The sequence below is a fragment of the Lachnoanaerobaculum umeaense genome (assembly GCF_003589745.1).
Classification (GTDB): Bacteria; Bacillota; Clostridia; order Lachnospirales; family Lachnospiraceae; genus Lachnoanaerobaculum; species Lachnoanaerobaculum umeaense.
The window spans coordinates 1184722-1210041 of the sequence record NZ_CP032364.1 but is presented as its reverse complement, the minus strand read 5'-3'; the positions used below and the strand labels follow the sequence as shown (position 1 = coordinate 1210041).

Below are 25320 nucleotides of genomic sequence, written 5' to 3'. Positions count from 1 at the left end.
ACCGGTATTTTAAAAACAATACTTTAAAGGTAGATTATACCAATAATCTCACCTTAACACAATCCATATCAAGATTGCTTTGCTTAATTTATTATGCTAGACTTATTGCAGTTTGTCAGTAATATATGTTGCATATAAACAGACTATAATTTAAAAAAAGGTGATTTATGAACAAAAATATAAAATATATTGATTTACATACACATTCCACAGCTTCAGATGGAACTTGCTCCCCCACAGAAGTAGCAGTATTAGCAAAAGAAGCAGGACTTAATATAATTGCCCTTACAGATCATGATACTATGGTAGGTGTAGAAGAATGTTTTAAAAAGGGACTTGAACTTGATCTTCCTGTAATCGCAGGTGTTGAGATGAGCTGTGTTTACAGATCCAAGGAAATACATATTTTAGGATATTTACTTCCTGACTCATTTCCGCCAAAATACTTGGAAGTTTCTGATGAAATATTTGAAGATTTGAACTTTTTTGCACAAGAGAGATCAAATAGAAATGCTGAAATAATAGAGAGATTTAAAAATGACGGCATTTTTATATCTAAAAATGATTTGAACAATGGCAATCCTAATGCTCAAATAACAAGAGCTCATTTTTCTAATGCATTAATCAAACTTGGACTTGTTAAAGATAAAGCTGAAGCCTTTGATAAATATCTTGAATATGGAGGCAAATATATTCCTGTAAAGAAAATAACTACTGTTAGGTGCATGGAATTTTTAACAAAGCATAATTTCTTTATTTCTCTTGCACATCCTTTTCAGTATAAATTTTCTGATTATGAATTGGAAGAACTATTAACACATTTAATAGACCTTGGACTAAAGGGTGTCGAAGTATATCATTCCACTCATTCAAATACTGATATAAATAAATTATATTCATTGGCTGAAAAATATAATTTATTACCTACAGGTGGCAGTGATTTTCATGGTGGAAATAAACCCGGACTATATATTGGAAAAGGTTATGGCGATTTACAAATACCATTTGAACTTATTCAAAACATTTTAAATAGAAGAGCGTATGGATAAATCCATACGCTTTATTTTACAATCTACTTATTGAAGGTTTCTTCTTTGACTTTGTTACTATATTATCCTCACTCTTATATATAGATGACTTGCTCACACAGCCTCTTACACTTGAAAGCGGATAAACTGTAGTATTCTTTCCTATAACTGTTCCGGGATTTAAAATAGAACCGCATCCTATTTCAGCTTCATCTCCTACCATTGCTCCAAACTTTCTAAGCCCTGTCTCAAGTTCTGCATCCTCTAAATGAAGTACAACATCTGATTTATCACTCTTAAGATTTGATGTGATAGCAGATGCACCAAGATGGGCCTTGTATCCAATAATAGAATCTCCAACATAACTAAAATGTGGCACCTGTGCTTTGTTAAATAGTATGGCATTCTTGAATTCGCAAGAATTTCCCGCCACTGCACCCTCACCTATGATTACATTGCCTCTAAAGAATGCACATGAGCGAACACTTGCATCCTTACAAATTATAAGTGGACCTGCAAGTGCAATAGTTGGCATTATCTTTACTGAACGATGTACCCAGATATTCTTTCCAATCTTTAAATACTCTGTATCAGGTAATGTAGCACCTAGCTCTTCTATGAAGCTTCCAAGATCTTTAAACACTTCCCAAGGATATGTATATCTTTCAAAGAGTTCTTTAGCTATAGTTTCCTCAAGTTCAAAAAGTTTTTTTGTTTTCACATCAATTTTTTTCATTCTTTATCCTTTCATGCCCTTATATTCTTTTGAAACTTTCTCAAATAAGGCATTTAAACTATATTGATTATTAAGTTGCTTCACATTGAGGCATCTAATACCTACAAACCTTTCCAGCTTTGTCATATACTCCTCAGATGTAATATCTCCATTAGATACCATTGTAAGCCCTTTTTCCCAGCTTGCTGTAAGCTCCGGATTCAAAAGCTGTGAAATAGAACAATTTACTACCTCATAGACAATTTCACCAAAGAGTGTGGGTGTAATTATCTGTGTTTTTTTGTTGAGTGCCAGGTATTTTATTGAAAACAACTTCTTTAAAATATCAGCTCTGGTGGCAGAAGTCCCTATACCGCTTCCTTTTATCTGGCTTCTAAGTTCTTCATCTTCTATCAGCTGCCCTGCATTTTCCATTGCAAGTATCATAGAACCTGAAGTATATCTCTTTGGAGGTACAGTCTCACCCTCTTTTATACTCAATGAATCCAGCCTAAGTTTTGAACCCTTTCTCAGTGCTGAAACCATCTTTATATATTCAGGGCTTTGACTATCACTACTCTCCTCCTCATCACTCTCGTTCTTTATTGGATTTAATATATCCAGGAATCCTCTCTCAATACAAATCTTTGTATTTGCTACAAATATCTCATCTCCTATACCAAATCTTATAGTGAACTTTTGATATTGTGCAGGAGGGTAAAATATACTAAGAAATCTTCTACATATAAGTTCATATACTGCCAATGACAATTTATTCAAAGAATTCATATTTCCAAACCCGGTAGGTATTATAGCATAATGGTCAGTAATTTGACTATCATTAACATACTTAGTTTTAGAAATATTTTTATATGTACCCTTTTCCAATATATCATTTGCAAAATTGGAAAGTATACTAAACTTGCAGAGACCTCTTATATTCTTATCTATTTCCTTTGCTACAGCACTTGACAATACCCTGGCATCAGTTCTTGGATAAGTAACCAGCTTTTTTTCATACATCTCTTGTATGATTTTCAATGTCTCATCAGGACTTATCTTAAATCTCTTTGAGCATTCATTTTGTATTTCTGCTAAATTAAATAGTAAAGGTGGATTTTTTATTTCCTTCTTTTTTTCATTAGCTAAAATGATTACTTCTCTATCATTTTCATTTGCATATGATTCTATATGTTCTATCAACTCTTCCGCATATATTTTTTCTCTAAAGCCATTATCTTTATATAGCATTGTTGAATTGAAATATTTTGACTTTTCATTTACCTTCCACTCACCGTCTATAAACATACCCTGGTTTTCAAATTTGCCTAAAACCTTAAAGAAAGGAGTCTTTACAAAATTCCTTATCTCCCTTTCTCTGTTTACCACCATACCTACAACGCAGGTCATCACTCTTCCCACACTGAGTACAGCCCTATCCAGCTTTAAAAAATTAGCTACATTTCTACTATATTTAAGCGTAAGAATTCTCGAAAAATTTATTCCCATAAGATAGTCTTCTTTCGCCCTGAGGAATGCCGCATTAGAAAGATTGTTATAATATGACCAATCCTTTGCATCTCTAATGCCTCTAAGTATCTCATCTTCAGTTTGAGAATCTATCCAAACTCTTTTTCTTGTCTTACCTTGCACATTTGCCATCATATCCACAAGTCTGTATATATATTCTCCTTCTCTTCCTGAGTCGGTACAAATATATATGGTGTCTACATCTTCTCTGTTTAGAAGACCTGAAACTATAGCAAACTGGTTTTTGACTCCATCTATTATTTCATATTTGAATTCCTTCGGTAAAAATGGCAATGTATCCAGTGACCAGCGTTTGAATTTTTCATCATATTTCTCCGGATAACTCATAGTTATCAAATGTCCAACACACCATGTAACTATAATATCATTTCCTTCAAGATATCCATTTTTTCTTCCTGTTGGTATCTTCAATGCCTTTGCAAACTCAGCTGCTACACTTGGCTTTTCTGCAATAAAAAGTTTTTTCATCAATCTTTTTCTACACTAAACTTATATACAGTCTCACTAATGAACTCTTCCAATTCATCAACCACCGGCTGTATAAACTCCGACATATTTATAGAATTTGGGAAAAACTGAGTTTCAAAGCAATATCCGCTTCTCTTTGGATAAGCAACACCATTTTTTCCGACAGCATCCCCTGCAAGGAAATTACCAGTATAGAACTGTATTCCCGGTAAATCCGTATAAACCTCCATCACCCTCTTACTCTTATTATCCTTTACTTTTGCCACAAGTCTTAGATTCCCATCATAACCATTTATTATCCAGTTGTGGTCATATCCACCCCCTTGTATTATAGCATCATAATCAGAATCTATATCAGCACCTATCTTTCTATACTTTCTAAAATCCATAGGTGTCCCATCAACTTTTCTTATCTCACCTGTAGGTATAGAATGCTCATCACATGGCAAAAAACTGTCCGCATCTATCATAACTTCCTGATCATATATATCGATATTATCGTATCCTGCAAGATTGAAATAATTGTGGTTTGTAAGATTAACCGCAGTCTTCTTATCACATACGAAGCTGTAACCTATTGTAAGAGCATTATCATCAGATAAAACATAGCTTACACTTACTCTCGCCTCACCGTCAAAACCTTGATCCTTATCAGGGCTGTGTAACATAAATGTAATCATATCTCTATCTTCATCTTCAAATACACCTACATCCCATATCCTGTTGTACCAATAATCAGGTCCTGAATGTAAAGAATTTGTATCATTATTTACGGCTAATTGAAAGTCCTTCCAGTCAAGACTGAACTTTCCTCCCTTTATACGATTGGCATATCTACCTATGATAGCCCCTAGATAGTATGAATTGTTCTCATATCCTTCTACATTATCAAAACCAAGGCATACATCTTTGAAATTACCATCCTTATCCGGTACCATCATACTTACCCAAGTACCTCCAAGATTGGTAAAAGACGCACTTACACCATTTTTATTTGTAAGAGTATATAGTTTTACCGTCTTACCATCTTTTGTTTTTCCAAATTCAGTTGTATTAATACTCATATTTTTCCTCTCTCTACAAAGAAAAAGCCATCACAGCTTTACGTGATAGCCATTACTATATATTATACAAATTTTTCTATTCTCTTGCAATACTTAGTGTAAATATTGCTATTTTCATTTACAAACCTTTACAACATATATCTCTTTATTAAAAAAGCGGCAACCCCATGTTAATACAAGGATTCCAGCCGCTTTTATTACCTTAATACACTAATTTATTTTGCTGTTATAAAATTCTTTGCTGTCAGATACTCTGCACAAAGAAGTGCACCACCTGCTGCTCCTCTTAGAGTATTATGTGAAAGTCCGATAAACTTATAATCATAAACTGAGTCTTCTCTAATTCTGCCTACAGAAACTCCCATACCATTCTCATAGTCAACATCAAGTGCTACTTGAGGTCTATTATCCTCTGTAAGATACTGTATAAACTGCTTTGGTGCAGATGGAAGATTAAGTTCTTGTGGCTCACCCTTATACTCTACTATCTTCTTTATAAGTTCTTCCTTTGAAACCTTGTTCTTAAACTTTACAAATACTGCTGCTGTATGTCCATTTAGTACCGGTACTCTTACACACTGGCAAGTAATCTTTGGTGAAGTTGCAGGAACGATCTCATCACCTTCAATATGTCCCCAAATTCTAAGTGGCTCTTTCTCACTCTTTTCTTCCTCACCGCCGATAAAAGGAATAATATTTCCCTCCATCTCAGGCCAATCCTTAAAAGTCTTTCCGGCACCTGATATAGCCTGATAGGTTGTAACAACTACTTCATATGGTTCATACTCTTTCCATGCATTAAGCACAGGAGCATAGCTCTGTATAGAACAATTTGGCTTTACAGCTATAAAACCTCTTTTAGTTCCAAGTCTCTTCTTCTGTGATTCAATAATTGCAAAATGCTCAGGATTTATCTCAGGTACAACCATAGGTACATCCTTTGTCCAACGATGTGCTGAATTATTTGAGACTACAGGAGTTTCTGTCTTTGCATAAGCCTCCTCAATAGCCTTTATCTCATCCTTTGTCATATCTACAGCTGAGAATACAAAGTCAACCTTTGAAGCAACCTCTTCCACATCATTTACATTCATTACAATAAGATCTTTATAAGCCTGTGGCATAGGTGTTGTCATTTTCCAACGACTTCCTACGGCATCCTCATATCTTTTGCCTGCACTGCTTGGACTTGCTGCTACTACTACTACTTCATACCAAGGGTGATTTTCAAGTAATGATAAAAATCTCTGTCCTACCATACCTGTTGCACCCAAAACGCCAACTTTTAATTTTCTATCCATAACATTTCTCCATATCCATTCTTTAGTATAATAGCAAATCCAAAATATATTTTGGATTGCATTTTTTAACTGGAAGCAATCATATTATATTATGAATAATTTTTCAAGTGCTTTTTCGCAATACACGCACATTTGTACGCCGCACAAGTACACTTAGTGCAAAATGTTTATTTTATTAAAAATTATAATCAGTAAATACCATTGTATATATATATAAATATGAATATATAATTATATTATTTCATCTTCTGGCCCTTGTATCCTCTATGGCTTAATCTTACTTTACTAAGAGTAACTTCTTTTCCATTTACATTAGCAAGTCGGCTATCTGCTGTTAAATATAAGCTATCTACAAACTCATTATATCCTAAAGTTATTGCCTTTTCTCCCCTTGTACTTTTCTTAAATTCATTCACCTCTGAAACATTGAACTTTAGAATATATCCGGCATCACTTACAATACATATATCTGTATTAGCTCTCGGTAATAGTATCTTCACAGCTATGAGAATATCTTCGTCCATAAGCTTTGTAGAAGCTACTTGCTTATTATTGGTTTTATACTCCTCACTGGATACTTTCTTGATATATCCGTTTTTTGTAATCATAAGTATAAAGTTACCACGCATACTGTCTTCACTTACTGCCAGCATTATCTCTTCTACACTACTATCAAATTTAGTTAGATTATCAATTGGTGTTCCTTTATCTCTTAATTTTGACATCGGCAAATCCATTACCTTAATTTTATACAAAACACCGGTGTTTGAAAAAATGCATACTCTATCAGTATTCATTATCGGGAATACATAGGTATTTTCGCTTTCTACAGTTTCTGCATTTTTATCAAAGGTGCTTCTGTCTAGAAGCCTACAATAACCAAACTTATCCATGACAAAGATTACTTCCTCACTGGCTATAGGTTCCTCTACATACACCGCTTCCTTGGCATCCTCAATTAAAGTTTTTCTAGGAGTTGCAAAATCCTTTTTTATCTTTTCCAAGTCCTTTATAAAAAGCTTATCCATATTTTTATGGTTTTTTAGAATGTTTTCATATTCCTCTATATTTTTGAGAGTTGTCGCATTATCCTTTAAAAGTGCTTCTATCTCAAGACCTATAAGCTTATAAAGTCTCATGTCCAAAATTGCCTGTGCCTGTTTATCTGTAAACGAAAGTTTTTTTGCATCCTTTTCAAGTGATTTCACTTTAAAGTTAATTCCTGTGGTATCACCTGATGTAAGACATTTCTTAGCTTGAGCAAGATTTTTTGAACCACGAAGTATTGCAATAATAAGATCTATAACATCTACTGCCTTTATAAGACCTTCCTGTATTTCTTTCTTCTCAAGCTCTTTATTTAAAAGAATATTGTACTTTTTTGTAGTTATCTCATATTGAAACTCAATATAATTCTTTAAAATATCCTTTAATGAGAGTATCTCCGGCCTACCATCTACAATGGCAAGCATATTTACACCAAAAGTATCTTCAAGTTTAGTCTTTTTATAAAGAATATTTTTTATTTTTTCAATATCGGCATCTTTCCTAAGCTCCAGCACTATTCTGGTTCCATTCTTATCTGATTGATTACTGATATCTACAACATCAGAAAGCTTCTTAGTCTCAACAAGATTTGCTACATCTATAAGAAATTTATTTATACCTGCACCAACCATAGTATAAGGAATCTCAGAAATAATCAGTTTATCCTTGTCACTTTTTTTTCTTCCAAGCTCTACTTCTATCTTACCTCTAAGTTTTATCTTACCATTTCCTGTACTATAAATATCAAGCAAGTCTCTTTTATTGGCTATTATTCCACCGGTTGGAAAATCCGGACCATGTAATACTTCCAAAAGCCCCTTTGTATCAATATTTCTGTTCTTTATATAGGCAATACAGGTATTACATACCTCCAGTAGATTGTGAGTAGGTATTGATGTTGACATACCTACTGCAATACCTTCAGCACCATTTATCAATAGGTTTGGCACTCTTACCGGAAGCACTTCCGGTTCTTTCTCAGTTTCATCATAGTTTGAAATAAATTCAACAGTTCTTTCAAGATCCTTCAGATATACTTCCTCAGCAAATTTTGCAAGCTTTGCCTCTGTATATCTCATAGCAGCAGCTCCGTCACCCTCTATAGATCCGAAATTTCCATGTCCGTCTATCAGTGGCATTCCCTTTTTAAAGTCCTGACTCAAAACTACCAAGGTTTCATATATTGAGCTGTCACCATGTGGGTGATACTTACCCATAGTATCACCCACTATTCTTGCTGATTTACGATGAGGTCTGTCACTGAAAATCCTCAGCTCACTCATATCATACAAAACTCTTCTTTGTACAGGCTTTAAGCCATCTCTCGCATCAGGTATAGCCCTTGCGGTTATAACACTCATGGAATAATCCAAGTAGGATTTTTGCATTTCCTCTGAATATTCCGTTCGCAATATTTTCTCAGCCATATACCCTCCTATGCATCAATTACTGCTTCTCTTGCATGTTCATGTATGAAGTTTCTTCTTGGTGCCACATCTGAACCCATCAAAAGCTCTGTAACTTCACTTGCAAGCCTTGCATCTTCTATTTCAACTCTTTTTAATACTCTTCTTTCAGGGTCAAGGGTTGTTTCCCAAAGCTGTTCGGCATCCATCTCTCCAAGTCCCTTATATCTTTGTAGTGTAAAATTATCTTTATGTTTCTTTTTATAATCCTCCAGTGCTTTCTCATCATAAAGATAAACCCCCTCACCCCTTTTCGGTACTACCTTAAAAAGTGGTGGCATTGCAATATACACATGTCCGTCATATATAAGTTCCGGCATAAATCTGTATAAAAATGTCAAAAGTAAAGTATCTATATGACTTCCGTCTACATCCGCATCAGTCATAAGTATTATCTTATCGTATCGAAGCTTTGATATATCAAAATCATTACCATAACCCTCAGAAAATCCACATCCAAAGGTATTTATCATGGTTTTTATTTCCGCATTTGCAAGAACCTTGTCAATAGAAGCCTTTTCAACATTCAAAATCTTACCTCTAATAGGCAAAATAGCCTGAAAATTTCTATTTCTCGCAGTTTTAGCTGAACCTCCTGCAGAATCTCCCTCTACAATAAATATCTCACATTTACTTGGATCTTTTGACTCACAATTTGCCAATTTACCATTTGATTCAAATGAAAACTTTGACTTTGTAAGCATATTTGTCTTGGCTCTCTCCTCAGCCTTTCTTATCTTGGCAGACTTTTCCGCACAAGAAATTATAGATTTTACCACATCTACATTTCTGTCAAAAAATCTTGTAAGCTCATCTCCAGTAACTGTAAGTACAGCCCTTGTGGCATCTGCTGATGCCAGTTTTGTCTTAGTCTGACCTTCAAACATAGGATTAGGATGCTTTACACTGATAATGGCAGTCATTCCATTTCTGGTATCTGCACCGGTAAAATTACTGTCCTTATCCTTTAATATTCCCAAATCCCTAGCATATGTATTTATTAATCCGGTAAACTTTGTCTTGAATCCGGCTATATGAGTACCGCCCTCCTGTGTGAATATATTATTACAAAATCCTAATATATTCTCCTCAAAAGCATCTACAAATTGTATAGCTATTTCAACCTCTATATTGTCACATACTCCCTTATAAGATATCGGAGCATGCATTACATCTTTTCCTTTATTCAGTTCCTTCACATAGGCAACTATTCCTTCAGGCTCATGAAAAGTTTTCTCTTCTTTTTCATTTTCCCTCATGTTTATGAAATGCAATATAAGTCCGGGATTTAAGTATGCACTTTCATGCATTCTTGACTTTAACCAGTCTGCTCTAAACTTAGTAACTTCAAAGATAGTATCATCCGGTAAAAAAGTAATCTCTGTACCTGTTTCCCTTGTCTTTCCAATAGTAGGCAAAAGTCCTTTTTTTAATTCTATCTTTGGTACACCCTTTTCATATCTATCATGATGGATATATCCATCTCTTGATATCTTAATATCCAAAAAATTTGACAAAGCATTAACCACTGATGAACCCACTCCATGTAAGCCACCACTGGTTTTATATGATTCATTGTCAAATTTTCCACCTGCATGTAGAGTGGACAATACCACTCTTTCTGCAGAAATTCCCTTTTGATGCATTTCAACAGGTATTCCCCTACCATCATCCTTTACAGTGCAAGAACCATCTGCATTCAAAGTTACCCATATATTCTTGCAAAATCCTGCAAGATGTTCATCTATAGAGTTATCCATTATTTCATAGATAAGGTGATTTAACCCCTTAACACCTACTCCACCAATATACATACCGGGTCTTACTCTGACTGCTTCAAGCCCTTCAAGTACTGTAATACTGCCTGCATTATAGTCCTGCATTAAAACCTCTCTTTTACAAAAATGTAACAGTCCAGCAAAATGCTAAACTGTTACATTCAAACTTATAAATTAAATAAAACGTCCTCTTCCTAAAATAGATGCAACAAGCTCTTCATTATTATTTGTCAAATTAAATTCTTCAATAATTCTTTCAGCTACCTCTTCAGGCTTTGCCATATCAGTTGCTTTTCTCATCAAGCTAACTACTTCCGCCTCATCAGGGCTTAAAAGTAAATCATCTCTTCTTGTAGAACTCTTCAAAACATCTATTGCAGGGAATATTCTCTTTTCAGAAAGTTTTCTGTTAAGCACCAACTCCATATTTCCGGTACCCTTAAACTCCTCAAACACAACATCATCCATTCTGCTACCTGTATCCACTAAAGCTGTAGCAAGTATTGTAAGGCTTCCACCCTCTCTTATATTTCTTGCAGCTCCAAAGAAACGCTTTGGCATATGAAGTGCAGTAGGATCAAGACCTCCGGATAATGTTCTACCACTTGGTGCTACTGTAAGATTGTAAGCTCTGGCAAGTCTTGTGATAGAATCTAGTAATATAACTACATCTTTTCCATGCTCCACAAGTCTCTTTGCTCTCTCTATAACCATTTCAGATACTCTCTTATGTCTCTCAGGTACTTCATCGAATGTAGAATATATAACTTCCACATTATCCCCCACTATTGCTTCTTTAATATCTGTAACCTCTTCAGGTCTCTCATCTATAAGCAATATGATAAGATGCATATCCTCTTGATTTGCTGTAATGGACTTTGCAATCTCCTTCAAAAGAGTTGTCTTTCCTGCCTTTGGCTGTGAAACTATCATACCTCTTTGTCCTCTACCTATCGGTGAAAGCAGGTCCACTATTCTCATTGCCTTTGATGCTGAATCATCTTTGGCAAGGTGTATCCTACTATTAGGGAATATTGGTGTCAAGTCCTCAAAATTAGGCCTTGTCTCTAATGTATCCGGTGAGAATGAATTTACTGTATTTATATATAAGAGAGCTGCAAACTTTTCTGAAGCTGTCTTTATCTTCTTCATCCCCGATACAACATCACCGGTTTTTAACTTAAACTTCTTTATCTGTGCAGGCGAAACATATACATCATTATCTCCCGGCAAAAAGTTCTCACATCTAATAAATCCAAATCCGTCAGGCATTACCTCAAGAATGCCCTCTGCAACCTCTCCTGAATCCAAATCTCTTATATCTGTTCCATAATCCCTTGGAAATCTTGAAACAAACTGATTATCATAATATTCATTTCTATAGCCGGACTGATTTTGCTGGCTATATTGATTTTGATATTGATTTGAACCATTATACTGGTTTTGGTATTGATTTGCACCATTGTACTGATTTTGATTATTGTACTGGTTTTGGTTTTGATAATGATTAGGCATATTCCCCTGATTATTGTATCTTTGTCCATTCTGATATGAATTATTATATCCCATTGTTCTGTTCTGATTTACATTATTTCTCTGTGTACTACCATAATTATTTCTGTTTTGGTTTGAATAATTATTTTGATTTGAGTAATTATTTTGATTTGAATAATTATCCCTTTGATATGAATTATCTCTTGTCGTCATTTCAGACGAACCTCCTTCATTTTTTTCTGCTCCTTTATTCTGATTTTCAGAAAACTCTACTAATAATTCTATTATATTTGCTTTATTTAGGTTACTGACTCCCTTAAATCCCTGCTCTTTTGCAATTTCTTTTAACTGTACTAATGATAAAGTTTGTAATTTATCTCTCATAATATGTTATCTATCTTTCTTTTTTATTTTATTTAAATGTGTTTTGATTGATTTTTCAAATCCCATATCTGTTAGATTTAAAAATACCGTATCTTTCATCTCATCAGGTAAATACTGTTGTTCTACAAAATGATTTTCAAAGTCATGGGCATACTTATAACCCACTCCTATTCCTATATCTTTTTCCCCATCATAATTTGCATTTCTTATATGTTTTGGAATATCAAAATCACTATTTTCTTTTACAAATTTTAATGCCGCATTTATTGCCAGGTATGATGCATTTGACTTTGGTGCACAGGCTATATAATTTGCTGCCTCTGCCAAAATTATTCTTGCCTCAGGCATTCCCACCCTTTCCACTGCCAAAAAAGCATTTGTAGCAATGTTTAAAGCAATGGGATCTGCCAGACCCACATCTTCCGCTGCACATATTACTATTCGCCTTGCAATAAATTTTATATCTTCACCTGCATAAAGCATTTTAGCCAAATAGTACATAGTTGCATCAGGATCTGAGCCCCTCATACTCTTTATAAAGGCAGAAATAGTGTCATAGTGAGTTGTTCCGTCCTTATCATATTTTAAAATCTTTTTTTGAATACATTCGCTAATAATATTTATATCTATATGAATTTTACCATCTTCTGAAATATCTGTTGTTAGAATAGCTAATTCTAACGCATTCAATGCATTTCTTGCATCACCATCTACACTTTTAGAAATAAACTCTACTGCATCATTAGAAATATCTACATCATATCTTCCCATCCCTCTTTCTTTATCATTTATTGCCTTATATAAAATGGATTCTATATCTTTATGTGAAAGTGATTTTAATTCTAATACTCTGGATCTTGAAATCAAGGCCTTATTTACCTCAAAGAAAGGATTTTCTGTAGTTGCACCAATAAGTATTACTGTACCTTCTTCCACAAAGGGCAGCAAATAATCTTGCTGTGATTTATTAAATCTATGAATTTCATCAATAAATAAAATAGTTTTTCTCTTATACATTGAAAAGGCTATTTTTGCCTCAGACACCGCCTCTTCCATCTCTTTTTTTCCGGCCGTAGTGGCATTTATTTGTTTAAAATTTGATTTGGTGGTATTTGCAATGACTTTTGCTATAGTTGTCTTTCCGCATCCCGGAGGTCCAAAGAATATAATTGAACTCAGTTTGTCAGCCTTTATCGCTCTATATAAGAATTTATCTTTCCCCAAAATATGTTCCTGCCCTACTATTGAATCTAAAGAATCGGGCCTTAACCTTGAAGCTAACGGGGCATCACTCTTTTCATTAACTTCTTTCATATAATCAAATAAGTCCATTTTTACTCCATATAGGTTGTTATCATTACTTTACCACATTTTTTTTAAATGTCAAATATTGAATTATTAATTTATATAATATAGCATTTTTTATCAAGGTTTTATTGTACAAAAAAGCAGCCACCTTAGTGACTGCTCATTAAATTACATCAATCAAGCCTTATTTGCTGAACCGAAAAGTTCTATCTTCTCTCTTACAGTAGCCTTGATAGCCTCAGCACCCGGTGCTAAAAGCTTTCTCGGGTCAAATCCCTTACCTTCAAGGTCCTTTCCTGCTTCAATATACTTTCTTGTAGCCTCTGCAAATGAGAGCTGACATTCTGTATTAACATTTATCTTTGATACTCCAAGGTTTATAGCTTCCTGAATCATATCTGCAGGAATGCCTGTACCACCGTGAAGAACTAATGGAAGATTTCCTGTCTGCTCCTGTACCTTTGCCAAAACGTCAAAGTTAAGACCCGGCCAATTTGCAGGATACTTACCATGGATATTACCGATACCTGCTGCAAGGAAATCTACTCCAAGGTCTGCAATCATCTTGCACTCATTTGGATCTGCAAACTCACCTGCACCTACAACACCGTCTTCCTCGCCACCAATTGAGCCTACCTCAGCTTCAAGAGACATGCCATTTGCATGTGCCAAATCTACAAGCTCCTTTGTCTTTTCAATATTCTCTTCGATTGAGAAATGAGAACCGTCAAACATTATTGAAGAAAATCCTGCTTCAATACATTTCTTACATCCCTCATATGAACCATGGTCAAGGTGGAGTGCTACAGGAACTGTAATTCCCATCTCCTCTATCATTGCCTTTACCATCGCTGCTACTGTCTTGTAACCTGTCATATACTTTCCTGCACCCTCAGAAACTCCAAGGATAACCGGAGAGTTCATCTCCTGAGCTACTGACAATATAGACTTTGTCCACTCTAAGTTGTTGATATTAAAATGTCCTACTGCGTAATGTCCGGCTTTTGCCTTATCAAGCATTTCTTTTGCTGATACTAACATATCTACCTCCTGTTGTTGAATAGAATATCTTCTACTTCTTTTTGCATATCTGCACTGTCACATTCTCTTGTATGTCGAATCTTTGCATCCTTTATCTCTAAGATAGCTCTAGGAATATCAGGTGCTCCAATCTCATGCAATTTGTCAATGACTTCAAAATCTCCCATATCCTGCTTCTGTCCAAATATTGCTTCAAGAACACTATCCGCAAACTTATATGGACTTGCTGTGGATGCTATGACTGTCTTTGTCATATCCTTTGTAGCATTTTTATAATCCTCATATACAGAAAATGCCACTCCGGTATGTGTATCTATAATATAACCTGTACTGTCATACAGAGATTTTATACCCTCAAAATTCTTCTTTTCATCAGCAAATCCGCCTATGAAGTCTTTCATAAATTCCTTCATAGCTTCAGTAACTTCATACTTTCCACCTACTGATAAATCCTTCATAAGCTTTGAAACATACTCTCCGTCACTTCCACAACTTAAATAGATCAATCTTTCCAGATTGCTTGAAATAAGTATATCCATAGACGGTGATGATGTTAAAACAAACTTACGGTTTCTATCATAAACTCCATTTTCAAAGAAATCAAACAAAACTTTATTTTCATTTGATGCACATATAAGCTTATCTATAGGTAACCCCATCTGTTTTCCAATATATGCTGCAAGTATATTACCAAAATTTCCTGTAGGAACACATACATTTATCTTTTCACCTGTAGCTATATTGCCACTTTCTAATAACTTAACGTAAGCATATACATAATAAGCTATCTGTGGTACCAGACGTCCTATATTTATAGAGTTTGCACTGGAGAGTTGGATTCCATTTTCAGAAAGTTTATTTGCGAACTCTTTATCAGAAAATATTTTCTTTACTCCACTTTGTGCATCATCAAAATTCCCATGTATAGCAACCACATCTGTATTATCACCCTTTTGTGTCACCATCTGTAATCTCTGTACATTGCTGACACCGTCCTTAGGATAAAATACTATAATACCTGTACCCTCTACATCACAAAATCCTGACATTGCAGCCTTACCTGTATCTCCACTTGTAGCTGTAAGAATAACTATCTTATTTTTTATACCATTCTTCTTAGCAGCGGTTGTCAGTAGATGCGGCAAAATCGAAAGTGCCATATCCTTAAATGCTATAGTATCACCGTGGAAAAGTTCCAAGAAATATGCCCCCTCCGCCTTTACCAATGGAGCTATTTCCTCTGTATCAAACTTCTCATCATATGCTTTCTCTATACAATCCATCAGTTCTTCTTTTGTATAATCACTTAAAAGAAGTTTCATTACCTCATAGGCAACTTCCTGATATCTTTTCCCCTTTAAATCCTCCAAAGAAAAATCAAACTTTGGAAATTTCTCAGGCATAAATAGGCCACCATCATCTGCCAATCCTTTAAGAATAGCCTCTGACGCATTGACTCCGGTCTCTTTGCCTCTGGTACTTTTATACTTTATGAATTCCATTCTAAACTCCTATTTCTAGATTGTCTAAACTATAACATATATATTAAAAATAATAAAGTTTATATTTAAAATATAGTCTATCAAAGTGACTAAATACTGAATTTACTTTCTATTTATTCTTGTTCTGCTGATTGTTCTTGTGCCCAGGTCAATATCTTTACAATACTCTATCTTCTCAGCATAGTTATTATTAAAGTCTATCTGGTTTACACCTCTATTTACAACACTTGAATTTGTCATATTATACTCAGAAATAACTCTTGTTATATAAATTATATAAGCTACGATACTTCCTACCAAAGTAACAAGAAAACTGCTTGTTTGTAAATTCCCGGTGAAATTAAGTATTGCAATAATTATTGCAAATATAGGTACTATAGCTAAAAGACCTGATAAATACAATTTGTTTTTATCTATAGGCAGTTTACCAACCACCTTACCGGTTTGTCCATTTACACTAAAGAAAAAATTTTGATTACTTTCTTTATCATTATAAGAAATCGCCCAAACCGGCAACATAGCATAATCAAATTTTCCCGGTTTAATGCTGAAATCACTGTTTATTATATTTACACTTTCATTAGTCATAGAATCTCTGACAACTTTTTTAGAGTACTTGTATACATCTTCCTCTATTGAAGACATAAGTGCTTCCTTCTCTATATCCTTCTTTTCAGCTACAAATCCACTCAGATACGAGGAATCAAAATTTATAGCGTTATTAAAATCAAAAGGATATACAGATTCTACCAATACCTTATTTGACTTTGCAAGTGCCAACTTTGGAAGATTCTTTACCTCCACATCGCCCTTTCTTATAATTCTAAAGTGTTTCTCATAGGTTACCCTATAGTCACCCTCAGTTCTTGTGTAGGTTCTACTTCCCTCTCTATCTAAATCAACAAATACATTGGTATTATATAGCCAATATGGAAAATATACTCCATTGATCTCTTCAATCTCTTTCTTGTCATTATAAAAGCTCTTTGGAACAAACTTCTTTTTCTTCATCCAATTATCAAAAGATTCCAATGCCCTAGCTTTATCCACCTTAAATGGAATAACTCTTGTAGGCATCTGTGAGCTTTCCAGTTTTCCGGACATTACTATAGGATTATTACAGTAATAGCAAGTTGTAGCCACTGTAGTCTCATCTGTTACAATATTAGCACCGCAACTTGGACAATGATATTCGAGATACTCTCCATCACCGTCTGCTATTACGTCTTCTCTCTGCGATAAGAGACTCAGCCTCTTTACTTCCTCTTCTGAATACACGGTATTACAATATTCACAATTAAACTTACCTAATGTAGCAGAATATTTTACCGGACCACCACAGTTTTCACATTTATAAATTACTGTTGCCATACTTCCTCCTAGTCTTACCATGTGGTTTTATTTTTAGTACAGATAATGCCAGACAAATACCTGATAGAACTAAGTCCAGAAACATATTTATATAAAACCAATTATCGTACCAAAAAAGGCTTACCAATATGTCTGAGCTGTCTTCACCCATAATCTTTGATAGTAAAAAATCCATACTAACCAAAGGATTAAATAATAAAATAAACTTGCTAAATTTAATAAAATAAATACCAAAAATATTTTTATCATCTGCTATGAATGAATTTGCTGCCAAAAAATATAATACTAAAGTACCTATAAACAGTCCCAGCACCGCAGAATATAGTATTACCGTTGCCACACTTGTTTTTCTGGCTATACTTGAACAAAATATGCCCATTGAAATAATCAGAACAACAAATACAAAAAAATTTATCACAAGCTTTATAATATCCAAAACAGTTATTCCACCGTATAGAAATAGAATAGCAATTATAGGTAATTGTGATACCAATATAAGCATTATTGAAGCAAAAAGACTCAAAAATTTCCCAAAAACAATACTCTTTGTAGTCATCTTAGTAGTGAGAAGTATTTCAAGTGTACCTCTTTGCCTCTCATCACTTATAACACCGGATATGAAACTTGGTACTACAAATATAATTAAAATCACAGGTAAGAATATCACAATCTTAAATATTTGCAAAAAAGAAGCGTAATCAATGCTTGATGTTTTTCTGGCATAATCCACAACTTCATTCATTTCTATAAGTGTAACTGCAGCCACAATAAAGTTAAATACCAAAATAGCCATGGAGAGTTTTAAGCTTCTTGTACTTACCCTATGTTCCCTTTCATAAATCGGATTAATATTCATTACTAAAAATCACACTTTCATTGGAATGATTTGTAACTTTAATAAAGAATGATTCTAAACTTCCCGGTTCTCTTATAAATTCACTAACAAGTACATTGTTTTTTACAAGTTCTTCCAATAGTTTAGCTTCATCTATCTTCTTACCTTCAAAGTATACCATAAAATAGCCATTATCTACAGATAAAATTCTAACATTTTCATTATTTTTCAATATTTCAAGTGCTAGACTTTCATTGTTTAAAACTTTTACCTTGATCGGATTAGCTCCCTCGACCTTTTCTAATATATCTTCAACACTTCCTGATATAACCATCTTACCACCATCTATAATGCCTATATCAGTACATATTTCAGACACCTCTGACAAAATATGTGAACTAAGAATTACTGTCTTACCACCGGCATTAAGTTCCTGTAAGAGTTCTTTTAGTTCATACCTTGCTCTGGGGTCAAGTCCACTTGCAGGCTCATCCATAATAATAAGTTCGGGATCATGTATCAATGCTCTTGCAACGCAGAGTTTTTGTTGCATTCCCCTTGAAAGCTCATTTAGATAAAAGTCTTTCTTTTCAGTCATTCCTACCTGCTCTAAAAGTATTTCGGACTTTTTTCTTGCTACATATCCTGTAAATCCATATGCCGCAGCAAAGAAAATCATATACTCAAAGACTGTCATATCATCATATATTCCCAATACATCCGGAACATATCCAACTATTTCTTTTAGTGCCTTTCTATCCTCAAAAATATTTATATTATTAAAAAATATATTTCCACTATCAGGATATATAATACCTGAAATAATCTTCATTGCCGTTGTTTTTCCGGCACCGTTTGGACCTACCAGACCATAGAGTGCACCAGCCGGTATCTTCAAGCAAAGATTGGACAAGGCTTTATGTCTTCCATATGATTTAACTATATTTTTTATTTCTAACATCTATTTTTCCACACCTAAAACACTTATCATTGGTAATGCTGTTTCCAAATCTCCATTTTCTATATTTGAATATCTTACTCTCATAGTATTATTATCTGACAAATATGTAAGAAGTTCCAATAGAGAAAATTCATTTTTAGAAACATAGTCAAAGTTTCCTGTCTTAAAATTATATAGAGCAATATTCCCATTAAATGTCTTCAATCTATCGCTGTATTGGGGATTAGAAAATACTTCTGATATTTGCTCAAATTTTACTTCTCCAATATTTATATCATCTCCCAAAAAATACTCCAGTACAGTTGCCTGATTGCTTTTAAGAGCATTATCTATATACGAATAATCTCCACTCAAAATCAAAGGCATCTTCAAAAGTGACTGTCTATATACTACACCATCGGCAATAGAGTTTACCGGAATTACTGATGTCAACAATGTCAATCCGCTTCCTTCCATAGTATCACTATAAAAGATTGGACTTGATAATGCTGTATCTGAAAAAGCAATAATTCTGGCATCGGCTGTATATCCATTTGAATTCTCCATCATATAAAATGATAGAAAGTTCGACACATTTAGCCTTTGCATATATTGTTCTGTGTCCATTCCATTTACACTTCCATTTTGATTTATAGTACTCACTTCTTCCATACCTGTAATCAACTTCGCAGTAATATCAAAATTTGTCAATGGAATATTCAAAAACTCACAACTCTCTATAGTTTTAGTTTCTCCTGCATCAAAATCTCCAAGCATTGCAATTTTACCATAAAGAAGCAATGTAGTATTTTTTACTTTATGCTTATAGTTATTTGTAATTTCTACACTCAAATTTCCATCAAAGAAATTTATATCCCCACTAAAGCCTTCATTATTTAAATTTTCTATAGTTTTATCCATCTTCCAAATATTTGAAGAGAATGCACCAACATTTTTTATAGAAATATCTTTTATTAATTCTGCATTATCAATATTTACAGATGTATTTTTTTCCAACGCTCTTCTTTCATCAATATTTGTCTTATTCCTTATAATAGGAACTATTGAATAGTTGGAATCTATTACTACATTATATGGCTTGTTATATGGATTTCTAAGATTCACATATGTAGTTTCTGATACATCAGAATCACCTGCTTCATATACTGTAACATAGTTATAAAATGTTGTAGAGAACCTTGTTCTACCATTATATATTATAATCATTGCCAATAATAATAATGATATAAGTACTACAATTTTTCTATAGTATATTGCCAAACCACAATCTCTTAAATATATAAATAAAATCGGTCCGATAAGCAATATATACGCAATAAAAACTAATGTATATATAGTCATAGGAGGCAATTTTTTTATCTCAGATGAATTTAATATTGGTTCTATATTCTGAAAGGTGTCATCTAGGGTTTCACTTTGATTTGAAAACGCTTCTATTCTCTCATTCCCCAAAATATTTGATATTATATACCTTGCAAATTGTGTGTTTTCTATAGCAAATTGGTTTAAATCACAAAAATCAAATCCGGCTACTGCTATAATTCCCTTTTGCTTGTTAACTGAGGTTATCAGTGGGAATTCATCGTCTGAAACTATTACATTTCCACCATGTAAATTTATATATGTACTGTCTAAATCAACAGACTTTATCTCATTATTAAGCAGGAAATTTACAGTTCTTATACTCGGTGTCTCATATATATCCTCCAACAGCTCAGGTGCATACCTTCCTATAGTGTCATCCGCCCTTGTACCGGTTCCTATCATAAGTACACCCCCCTGCTTTACCCAATCCATCAACGCTCTGGATTGTTCATTAGATAAATCACGAATTCTAAAATCACTTATAATAATTATATCCAACTGTTCAAGTCCTGAACTTGACTTTGGAAATGATCCTGCTGACAGATTTACAGTATTTAAGCTGAGCAGTCCAAAATTTATTGCCACATTATTAAAATAATTTAACCTACCTTGGCTGTCACTGAGCAATCCTAACATTATCTTCGATTGATTTGCAGCCATATTTAGGGATACAACCTTTTTTATAATTTCCTCTTGTTGTTCATCCTTTAATACTACAACAATATTGTCGACCTTATTACTGATTTTAATATAGTAATCAGACAATACACTATCTTTTCCTTCAAGATTCACATCATACTCATAAGCATATTTTCTGTTGTCAGCCTCATTGAATTCAATAGATACTTTTCCACTAAAGTTTTCATCTTCAAAATTCTTATAAAACACATGAATAGGGAGGTATCTCCCTCCCTTTGCAATGTTTCCATAGCCATAGCTTATATCTATAGTTATGTGCTCATCTTCTTTTGTTGCAGAAAAAGTATTGATAGGTATACTGCCGGACAATAATAAATATACTATCAGCGAAACTAAGAGTACTTTATTTAACCCCTTTAAAATTTTCTTTTTCAACGTCTAACTCCTTTGGCAATATTACATTGAATATAGTTCCACCTAAGTCGCTGGTTACTTCAATTGCTCCATGGTGCAGCTCAGTTATATTTTTGGCTATTGCCAATCCAAGTCCTGTTCCACCTGTATTTGAATTTCTAGCCTGATCCACTCTATAGAATTTATCAAAAATAAAAGGTAATTCACTCGGTGGAATAACCTTGCCATAGTTTATTACAGCAATTTTTACCAACTTCTTTTCAGCTGTAATTTTTATATCTATTCTCTTTCCGTCGGCACCATACTTTATCGCATTATTTATCAAATTATCAAACAATCTTGCCAATAAAGTACCATCTCCATCTATTATATATGAATCCATATTAGTGTTTACGCTACAAGTAATACCTTTATTCTCAAAATCAGGGTAAAACTCCTCCATAAGTTGACATAAAAGTTTTATTATATCTATTTTATCTACTTTTAATACAAGCTTTGATGAACTTGTCTTAGTAAAACTAAAAAGACTCTCAATAAGATCTTGAAGCTTCTTAGCCTTCTCATATACTATATTTAAATATTCCTTCTTAGTATCTTCTGATAATTCTCTTTTATTTATTAAATCAAGATATCCCAGTATTGATGTTAAAGGTGTCCTAAGGTCATGTGCGATATTTGTAATCATCTCATTTTTAGATTTCTCACTATGCCTTTCATTCTCCATTAATATTCTGATTTCCTCAGACATCTTATTGATACTTGCTGCTATCTCTGAAAATTCGTTGTCGTCCTTTACTTCAATACTTGTATTCAAGTCACCTGATGAAATTTTCTTAATAGCGTATAGTATATCATCAATATAAACAAATGATTTTCTCTGGAGTAACCAGAATGACAACGTAAATATACCGATTCCAAATACCACCAAAATCAGTACTATTACCAGGCTACTACCATTTCCACTCACTAAAAGAGCATCGCTATTATTATTTACTATATGTAAACTTGAAAATATAGGAATATTACTTACTACTAATGTTTCTATCAAAATAGAAATAACCAGACTAAAGAGAATATTTATGATCACTTTAGTCTGAAATTTTTTTTCTAAATCATCTCTCAATTTTATATCCAACACCCCATACAGTAGTTATAATTTTGTTTTCTCTTTCATCCTCATTCATCTTGCCACGAAGCCTTCTTATATGCACCATTACTGTATTATTAGCTTCATAAACTTTTTCATTCCATACTTTTTCAAATATCTCATCTGTAGAGAATACTTTTCCGGCATTGCTTGCCAACAGATATAAAATATCAAACTCTATAGGTGTAAGTTTAACTTCTTTTCCCTCAATTACAACCTTATGATTGTCCTTGTTTATAGACATACCTTTTAATCTAATCTCATTCGGATCGTCCTTATCCATAACTGAGCTGTTCGGATTTAGCTGAGTGTATCTACGAAGTTGTGACTTGACTCTTGCGGTAAGCTCTAAAGTATTAAAAGGTTTTGTCACATAATCATCTGCACCTGTTCCAAGTCCCAATATTTTATCCAAATCAGCACTTTTTGCACTTAGTAGAATTATAGGAAAATTATGTTCCTCCCTTATCTTCTTACACATTTCAAGGCCATCCATTCCCGGCATCATAATATCCAATATTGCAAGATGAATATCTTCATTTTCTATTATATTTAATCCATCTTCAGCACTGTTTGCCTTAAAAACTTTATAGCCATCACTTACAAGATAAATTTCTACAAGATCTGCAATTTCCTTCTCATCATCTACTACCAAAATATTTGTGTCTGACATTATATTCTCCTTTTTATTCACTACTTATCTCACTTTCAGCATCTATTTCTGCCTCAGTGGTGTTTTCATCAATAGTTTCTTCATTTATACCATCTTCCTGTACAGGATTTTCATGAGACTCTTCAACTTGATTGTCCTCAACATGTTCAGTTTCAACTTTTTCATGAGTCTCATCAGAATCTGACTTATGTGGCGTTATTCCTATTGCACTGTCCAAATCTGTATCTACATTTATATCTGTATCCTCTTTGTTAGCACCAAGTCCTGTATCCTTTATTATTTTATTACTTATCTTATTTAGCATTTCGCTTGGTGTATAAGTATAACCCGGTATATTACCAAAAAGCATTTGATGAAGTGCTATTACATTTGATTTTAATGTAATAGGTATTACATAATCTCTCTTATGCATCTTCTTTGTATCCTTATCAAATGGGAATCCGGCAGTCTCACTTAAATGATACTTTGATATATCCTTTGCAAATGGAATAAGATCCTCAATTTTCACATTTGTTGAAGTCTGTGGCAAAACTGCAACCAAGATACTGTATAAAGTGGAGAAATTTGCATTCTTAGCCTTATCAAAAGCTAAACTTACAACTTTCCTCTGTCTTTCAGTTCTGTTAAAATCAGTATCCATTAGTCTTAGTCTGGCATATGCTACCGCCTGTACTCCATCCAGATGATTCATTCCCGCATGTTCAAGTTCATGTGATCCGACTCCTGTAGCCTCAACTGTATATGAAATAAATGAATTCAAATATTTAAATTCAGCATCTGTTACCTCTAAGTCCACACCCCCCAAAATATTTATAGCATCAATAACCGCCTTCCAGTTTACAGTTATATAATTCTTTATATCCAAGTCCAGATTCCTATTAAGTGCTTCCAAAGCCTGTTCATGTCCACCTTCTACATAGGCTTGATTGAACTTGTGGAATTTACCATCTTCATCTATCATTGAATACATATCTCTATAAATAGATATAAGCTGTATATCTCCAGTTTCTCTATTTACATTAATAATCATATTCACATCACTTAAGGCACCTTCTTCAACATTTCCATCTCTTGAATCTACACCAAAAACTGCAACTGTATAGTAGCCTTTTTGATTTTTCACATAGTGGAATGCAAAATATGTTCCACCTCCCACTATTGTAAACAGCAAAATTAAAAGTATCAGTCTAGTCAAGAAGCTTCTTTTCTTTTTAGTTTTTTTAACCTTAACCTCTTTTTCTACCTTCTTTGCTACCTTTGGATCTACCTTCTTTAGATTTTTTTTTGTTTTTACCACCTTTTTATTTACAGGTTTTGATACTTTCTTTTTTACAACTTTTTTTACGGATTCCCTATTCTGTGTCTCTTGTACAATTAATGTATCATTTTTTCTAATGATTTTTTTTTGATGGCTGTTTGGTAAAGGAATTTTTATACCATTAGTTTCTACATCTTCCTTCACATCGCTCTTTACATTCCTACTACTCTTTGCTTTTGAAGACCTGTCTCCACCGATAATATTTATCTTATCAGCTTTTTTCTGTACCTTTCTTATATTCTGTCCCATCTCTTCCAGCTTCTTATTATTTTCATTTATGGTCTTGCGTAGTTTTTTATTTTCTTCTTTTAGTTTTTCTTCTTCTCTTATTTTGTTTAACCTAGCTAAATCTCTCAAATATCTTTCAATTTCTTCACTGTCAATATCGCTAAGGTTATTATAAAAATCCTCATCTCTCATTTGGGAGTAATGCTCCTTTCAAGAAGTACT

The 25320-nt window shown here is 33.7% G+C and carries 18 protein-coding genes; 1 reads left to right on the top strand and 17 read right to left on the bottom strand.

Annotated features, from left to right (window positions below):
- Window positions 1-167: 167 nt before the first annotated feature.
- On the top strand, window positions 168-1049 hold the full coding sequence (locus tag D4A81_RS05505) for a PHP domain-containing protein (protein ID WP_172621792.1): 882 nt from the start codon (window positions 168-170) through the stop codon (window positions 1047-1049).
- 16 nt (window positions 1050-1065) lie between these two features.
- Here the strand turns inward: D4A81_RS05505 and D4A81_RS05500 are convergent, their stop codons facing one another.
- The 17 genes from D4A81_RS05500 to D4A81_RS05420 all read right to left on the bottom strand — a co-directional run bounded on the left by D4A81_RS05500 (window position 1066) and on the right by D4A81_RS05420 (window position 25290).
- Complete coding sequence (locus D4A81_RS05500; RefSeq protein ID WP_111524119.1) at window positions 1066-1764, bottom strand: LbetaH domain-containing protein; 699 nt, start codon at window positions 1762-1764, stop codon at window positions 1066-1068.
- A 3-nt stretch (window positions 1765-1767) separates the two neighbouring features.
- Entirely contained in the window at window positions 1768-3762 is a 1995-nt protein-coding gene (locus tag D4A81_RS05495) for a DNA topoisomerase (RefSeq protein ID WP_111524118.1), read from the bottom strand.
- A complete protein-coding gene (locus D4A81_RS05490; protein ID WP_111524117.1) occupies window positions 3762-4826 on the bottom strand; it encodes an aldose epimerase family protein in 1065 nt (354 codons plus the stop codon). Before D4A81_RS05490 ends, D4A81_RS05495 begins: the two co-directional genes overlap by 1 nt.
- A 215-nt stretch (window positions 4827-5041) precedes the next feature.
- Window positions 5042-6127, bottom strand: coding sequence for an aspartate-semialdehyde dehydrogenase (asd, locus tag D4A81_RS05485; protein WP_111524116.1), 1086 nt, complete (start codon window positions 6125-6127; stop codon window positions 5042-5044).
- A 236-nt stretch (window positions 6128-6363) separates the two neighbouring features.
- Window positions 6364-8601, bottom strand: a complete 2238-nt coding sequence (locus D4A81_RS05480) for a DNA gyrase/topoisomerase IV subunit A (protein ID WP_111524115.1) — start codon at window positions 8599-8601, stop codon at window positions 6364-6366.
- An 8-nt stretch (window positions 8602-8609) separates the two neighbouring features.
- Window positions 8610-10523 carry a DNA gyrase/topoisomerase IV subunit B gene (locus D4A81_RS05475; protein ID WP_111524114.1) on the bottom strand — a complete coding sequence of 638 codons (1914 nt, stop codon included), beginning with the start codon at window positions 10521-10523 and terminating at the stop codon, window positions 8610-8612.
- A 69-nt stretch (window positions 10524-10592) separates the two neighbouring features.
- The gene (gene rho / locus D4A81_RS05470) at window positions 10593-12296 is read right to left on the bottom strand and encodes a transcription termination factor Rho (RefSeq protein ID WP_111524113.1); all 1704 of its coding nucleotides are present in this window, start codon (window positions 12294-12296) and stop codon (window positions 10593-10595) included.
- 6 nt (window positions 12297-12302) lie between these two features.
- Window positions 12303-13628 (bottom strand): replication-associated recombination protein A, encoded by a 1326-nt coding sequence (locus tag D4A81_RS05465; protein WP_111524112.1) that lies wholly within the window; start codon window positions 13626-13628, stop codon window positions 12303-12305.
- 153 nt (window positions 13629-13781) lie between these two features.
- Window positions 13782-14645 (bottom strand): class II fructose-1,6-bisphosphate aldolase, encoded by an 864-nt coding sequence (gene fba, locus D4A81_RS05460; RefSeq protein ID WP_111524111.1) that lies wholly within the window; start codon window positions 14643-14645, stop codon window positions 13782-13784.
- A gap of 2 nt (window positions 14646-14647) precedes the next feature.
- The gene (gene thrC / locus D4A81_RS05455; RefSeq protein ID WP_111524110.1) at window positions 14648-16147 is read right to left on the bottom strand and encodes a threonine synthase; all 1500 of its coding nucleotides are present in this window, start codon (window positions 16145-16147) and stop codon (window positions 14648-14650) included.
- A 102-nt stretch (window positions 16148-16249) separates the two neighbouring features.
- A complete protein-coding gene (locus tag D4A81_RS05450; protein WP_111524109.1) occupies window positions 16250-17518 on the bottom strand; it encodes a zinc ribbon domain-containing protein in 1269 nt (422 codons plus the stop codon).
- Entirely contained in the window at window positions 17499-18374 is an 876-nt protein-coding gene (locus tag D4A81_RS05445) for an ABC transporter permease (protein WP_111524108.1), read from the bottom strand. Before D4A81_RS05445 ends, D4A81_RS05450 begins: the two co-directional genes overlap by 20 nt.
- Window positions 18364-19314, bottom strand: coding sequence for an ABC transporter ATP-binding protein (locus D4A81_RS05440; RefSeq protein ID WP_111524107.1), 951 nt, complete (start codon window positions 19312-19314; stop codon window positions 18364-18366). Before D4A81_RS05440 ends, D4A81_RS05445 begins: the two co-directional genes overlap by 11 nt.
- Entirely contained in the window at window positions 19315-21753 is a 2439-nt protein-coding gene (locus D4A81_RS05435) for a hypothetical protein (RefSeq protein WP_111524106.1), read from the bottom strand.
- Window positions 21722-22855, bottom strand: coding sequence for a sensor histidine kinase (locus D4A81_RS05430; protein WP_111524157.1), 1134 nt, complete (start codon window positions 22853-22855; stop codon window positions 21722-21724). The genes D4A81_RS05435 and D4A81_RS05430 overlap by 32 nt, the downstream gene beginning before the upstream one ends.
- Window positions 22845-23552, bottom strand: a complete 708-nt coding sequence (locus D4A81_RS05425) for a response regulator transcription factor (protein ID WP_111524105.1) — start codon at window positions 23550-23552, stop codon at window positions 22845-22847. The genes D4A81_RS05430 and D4A81_RS05425 overlap by 11 nt, the downstream gene beginning before the upstream one ends.
- A gap of 13 nt (window positions 23553-23565) precedes the next feature.
- Complete coding sequence (locus D4A81_RS05420; protein WP_111524104.1) at window positions 23566-25290, bottom strand: LCP family protein; 1725 nt, start codon at window positions 25288-25290, stop codon at window positions 23566-23568.
- Between the last annotated feature and the right edge of the window lie 30 nt (window positions 25291-25320).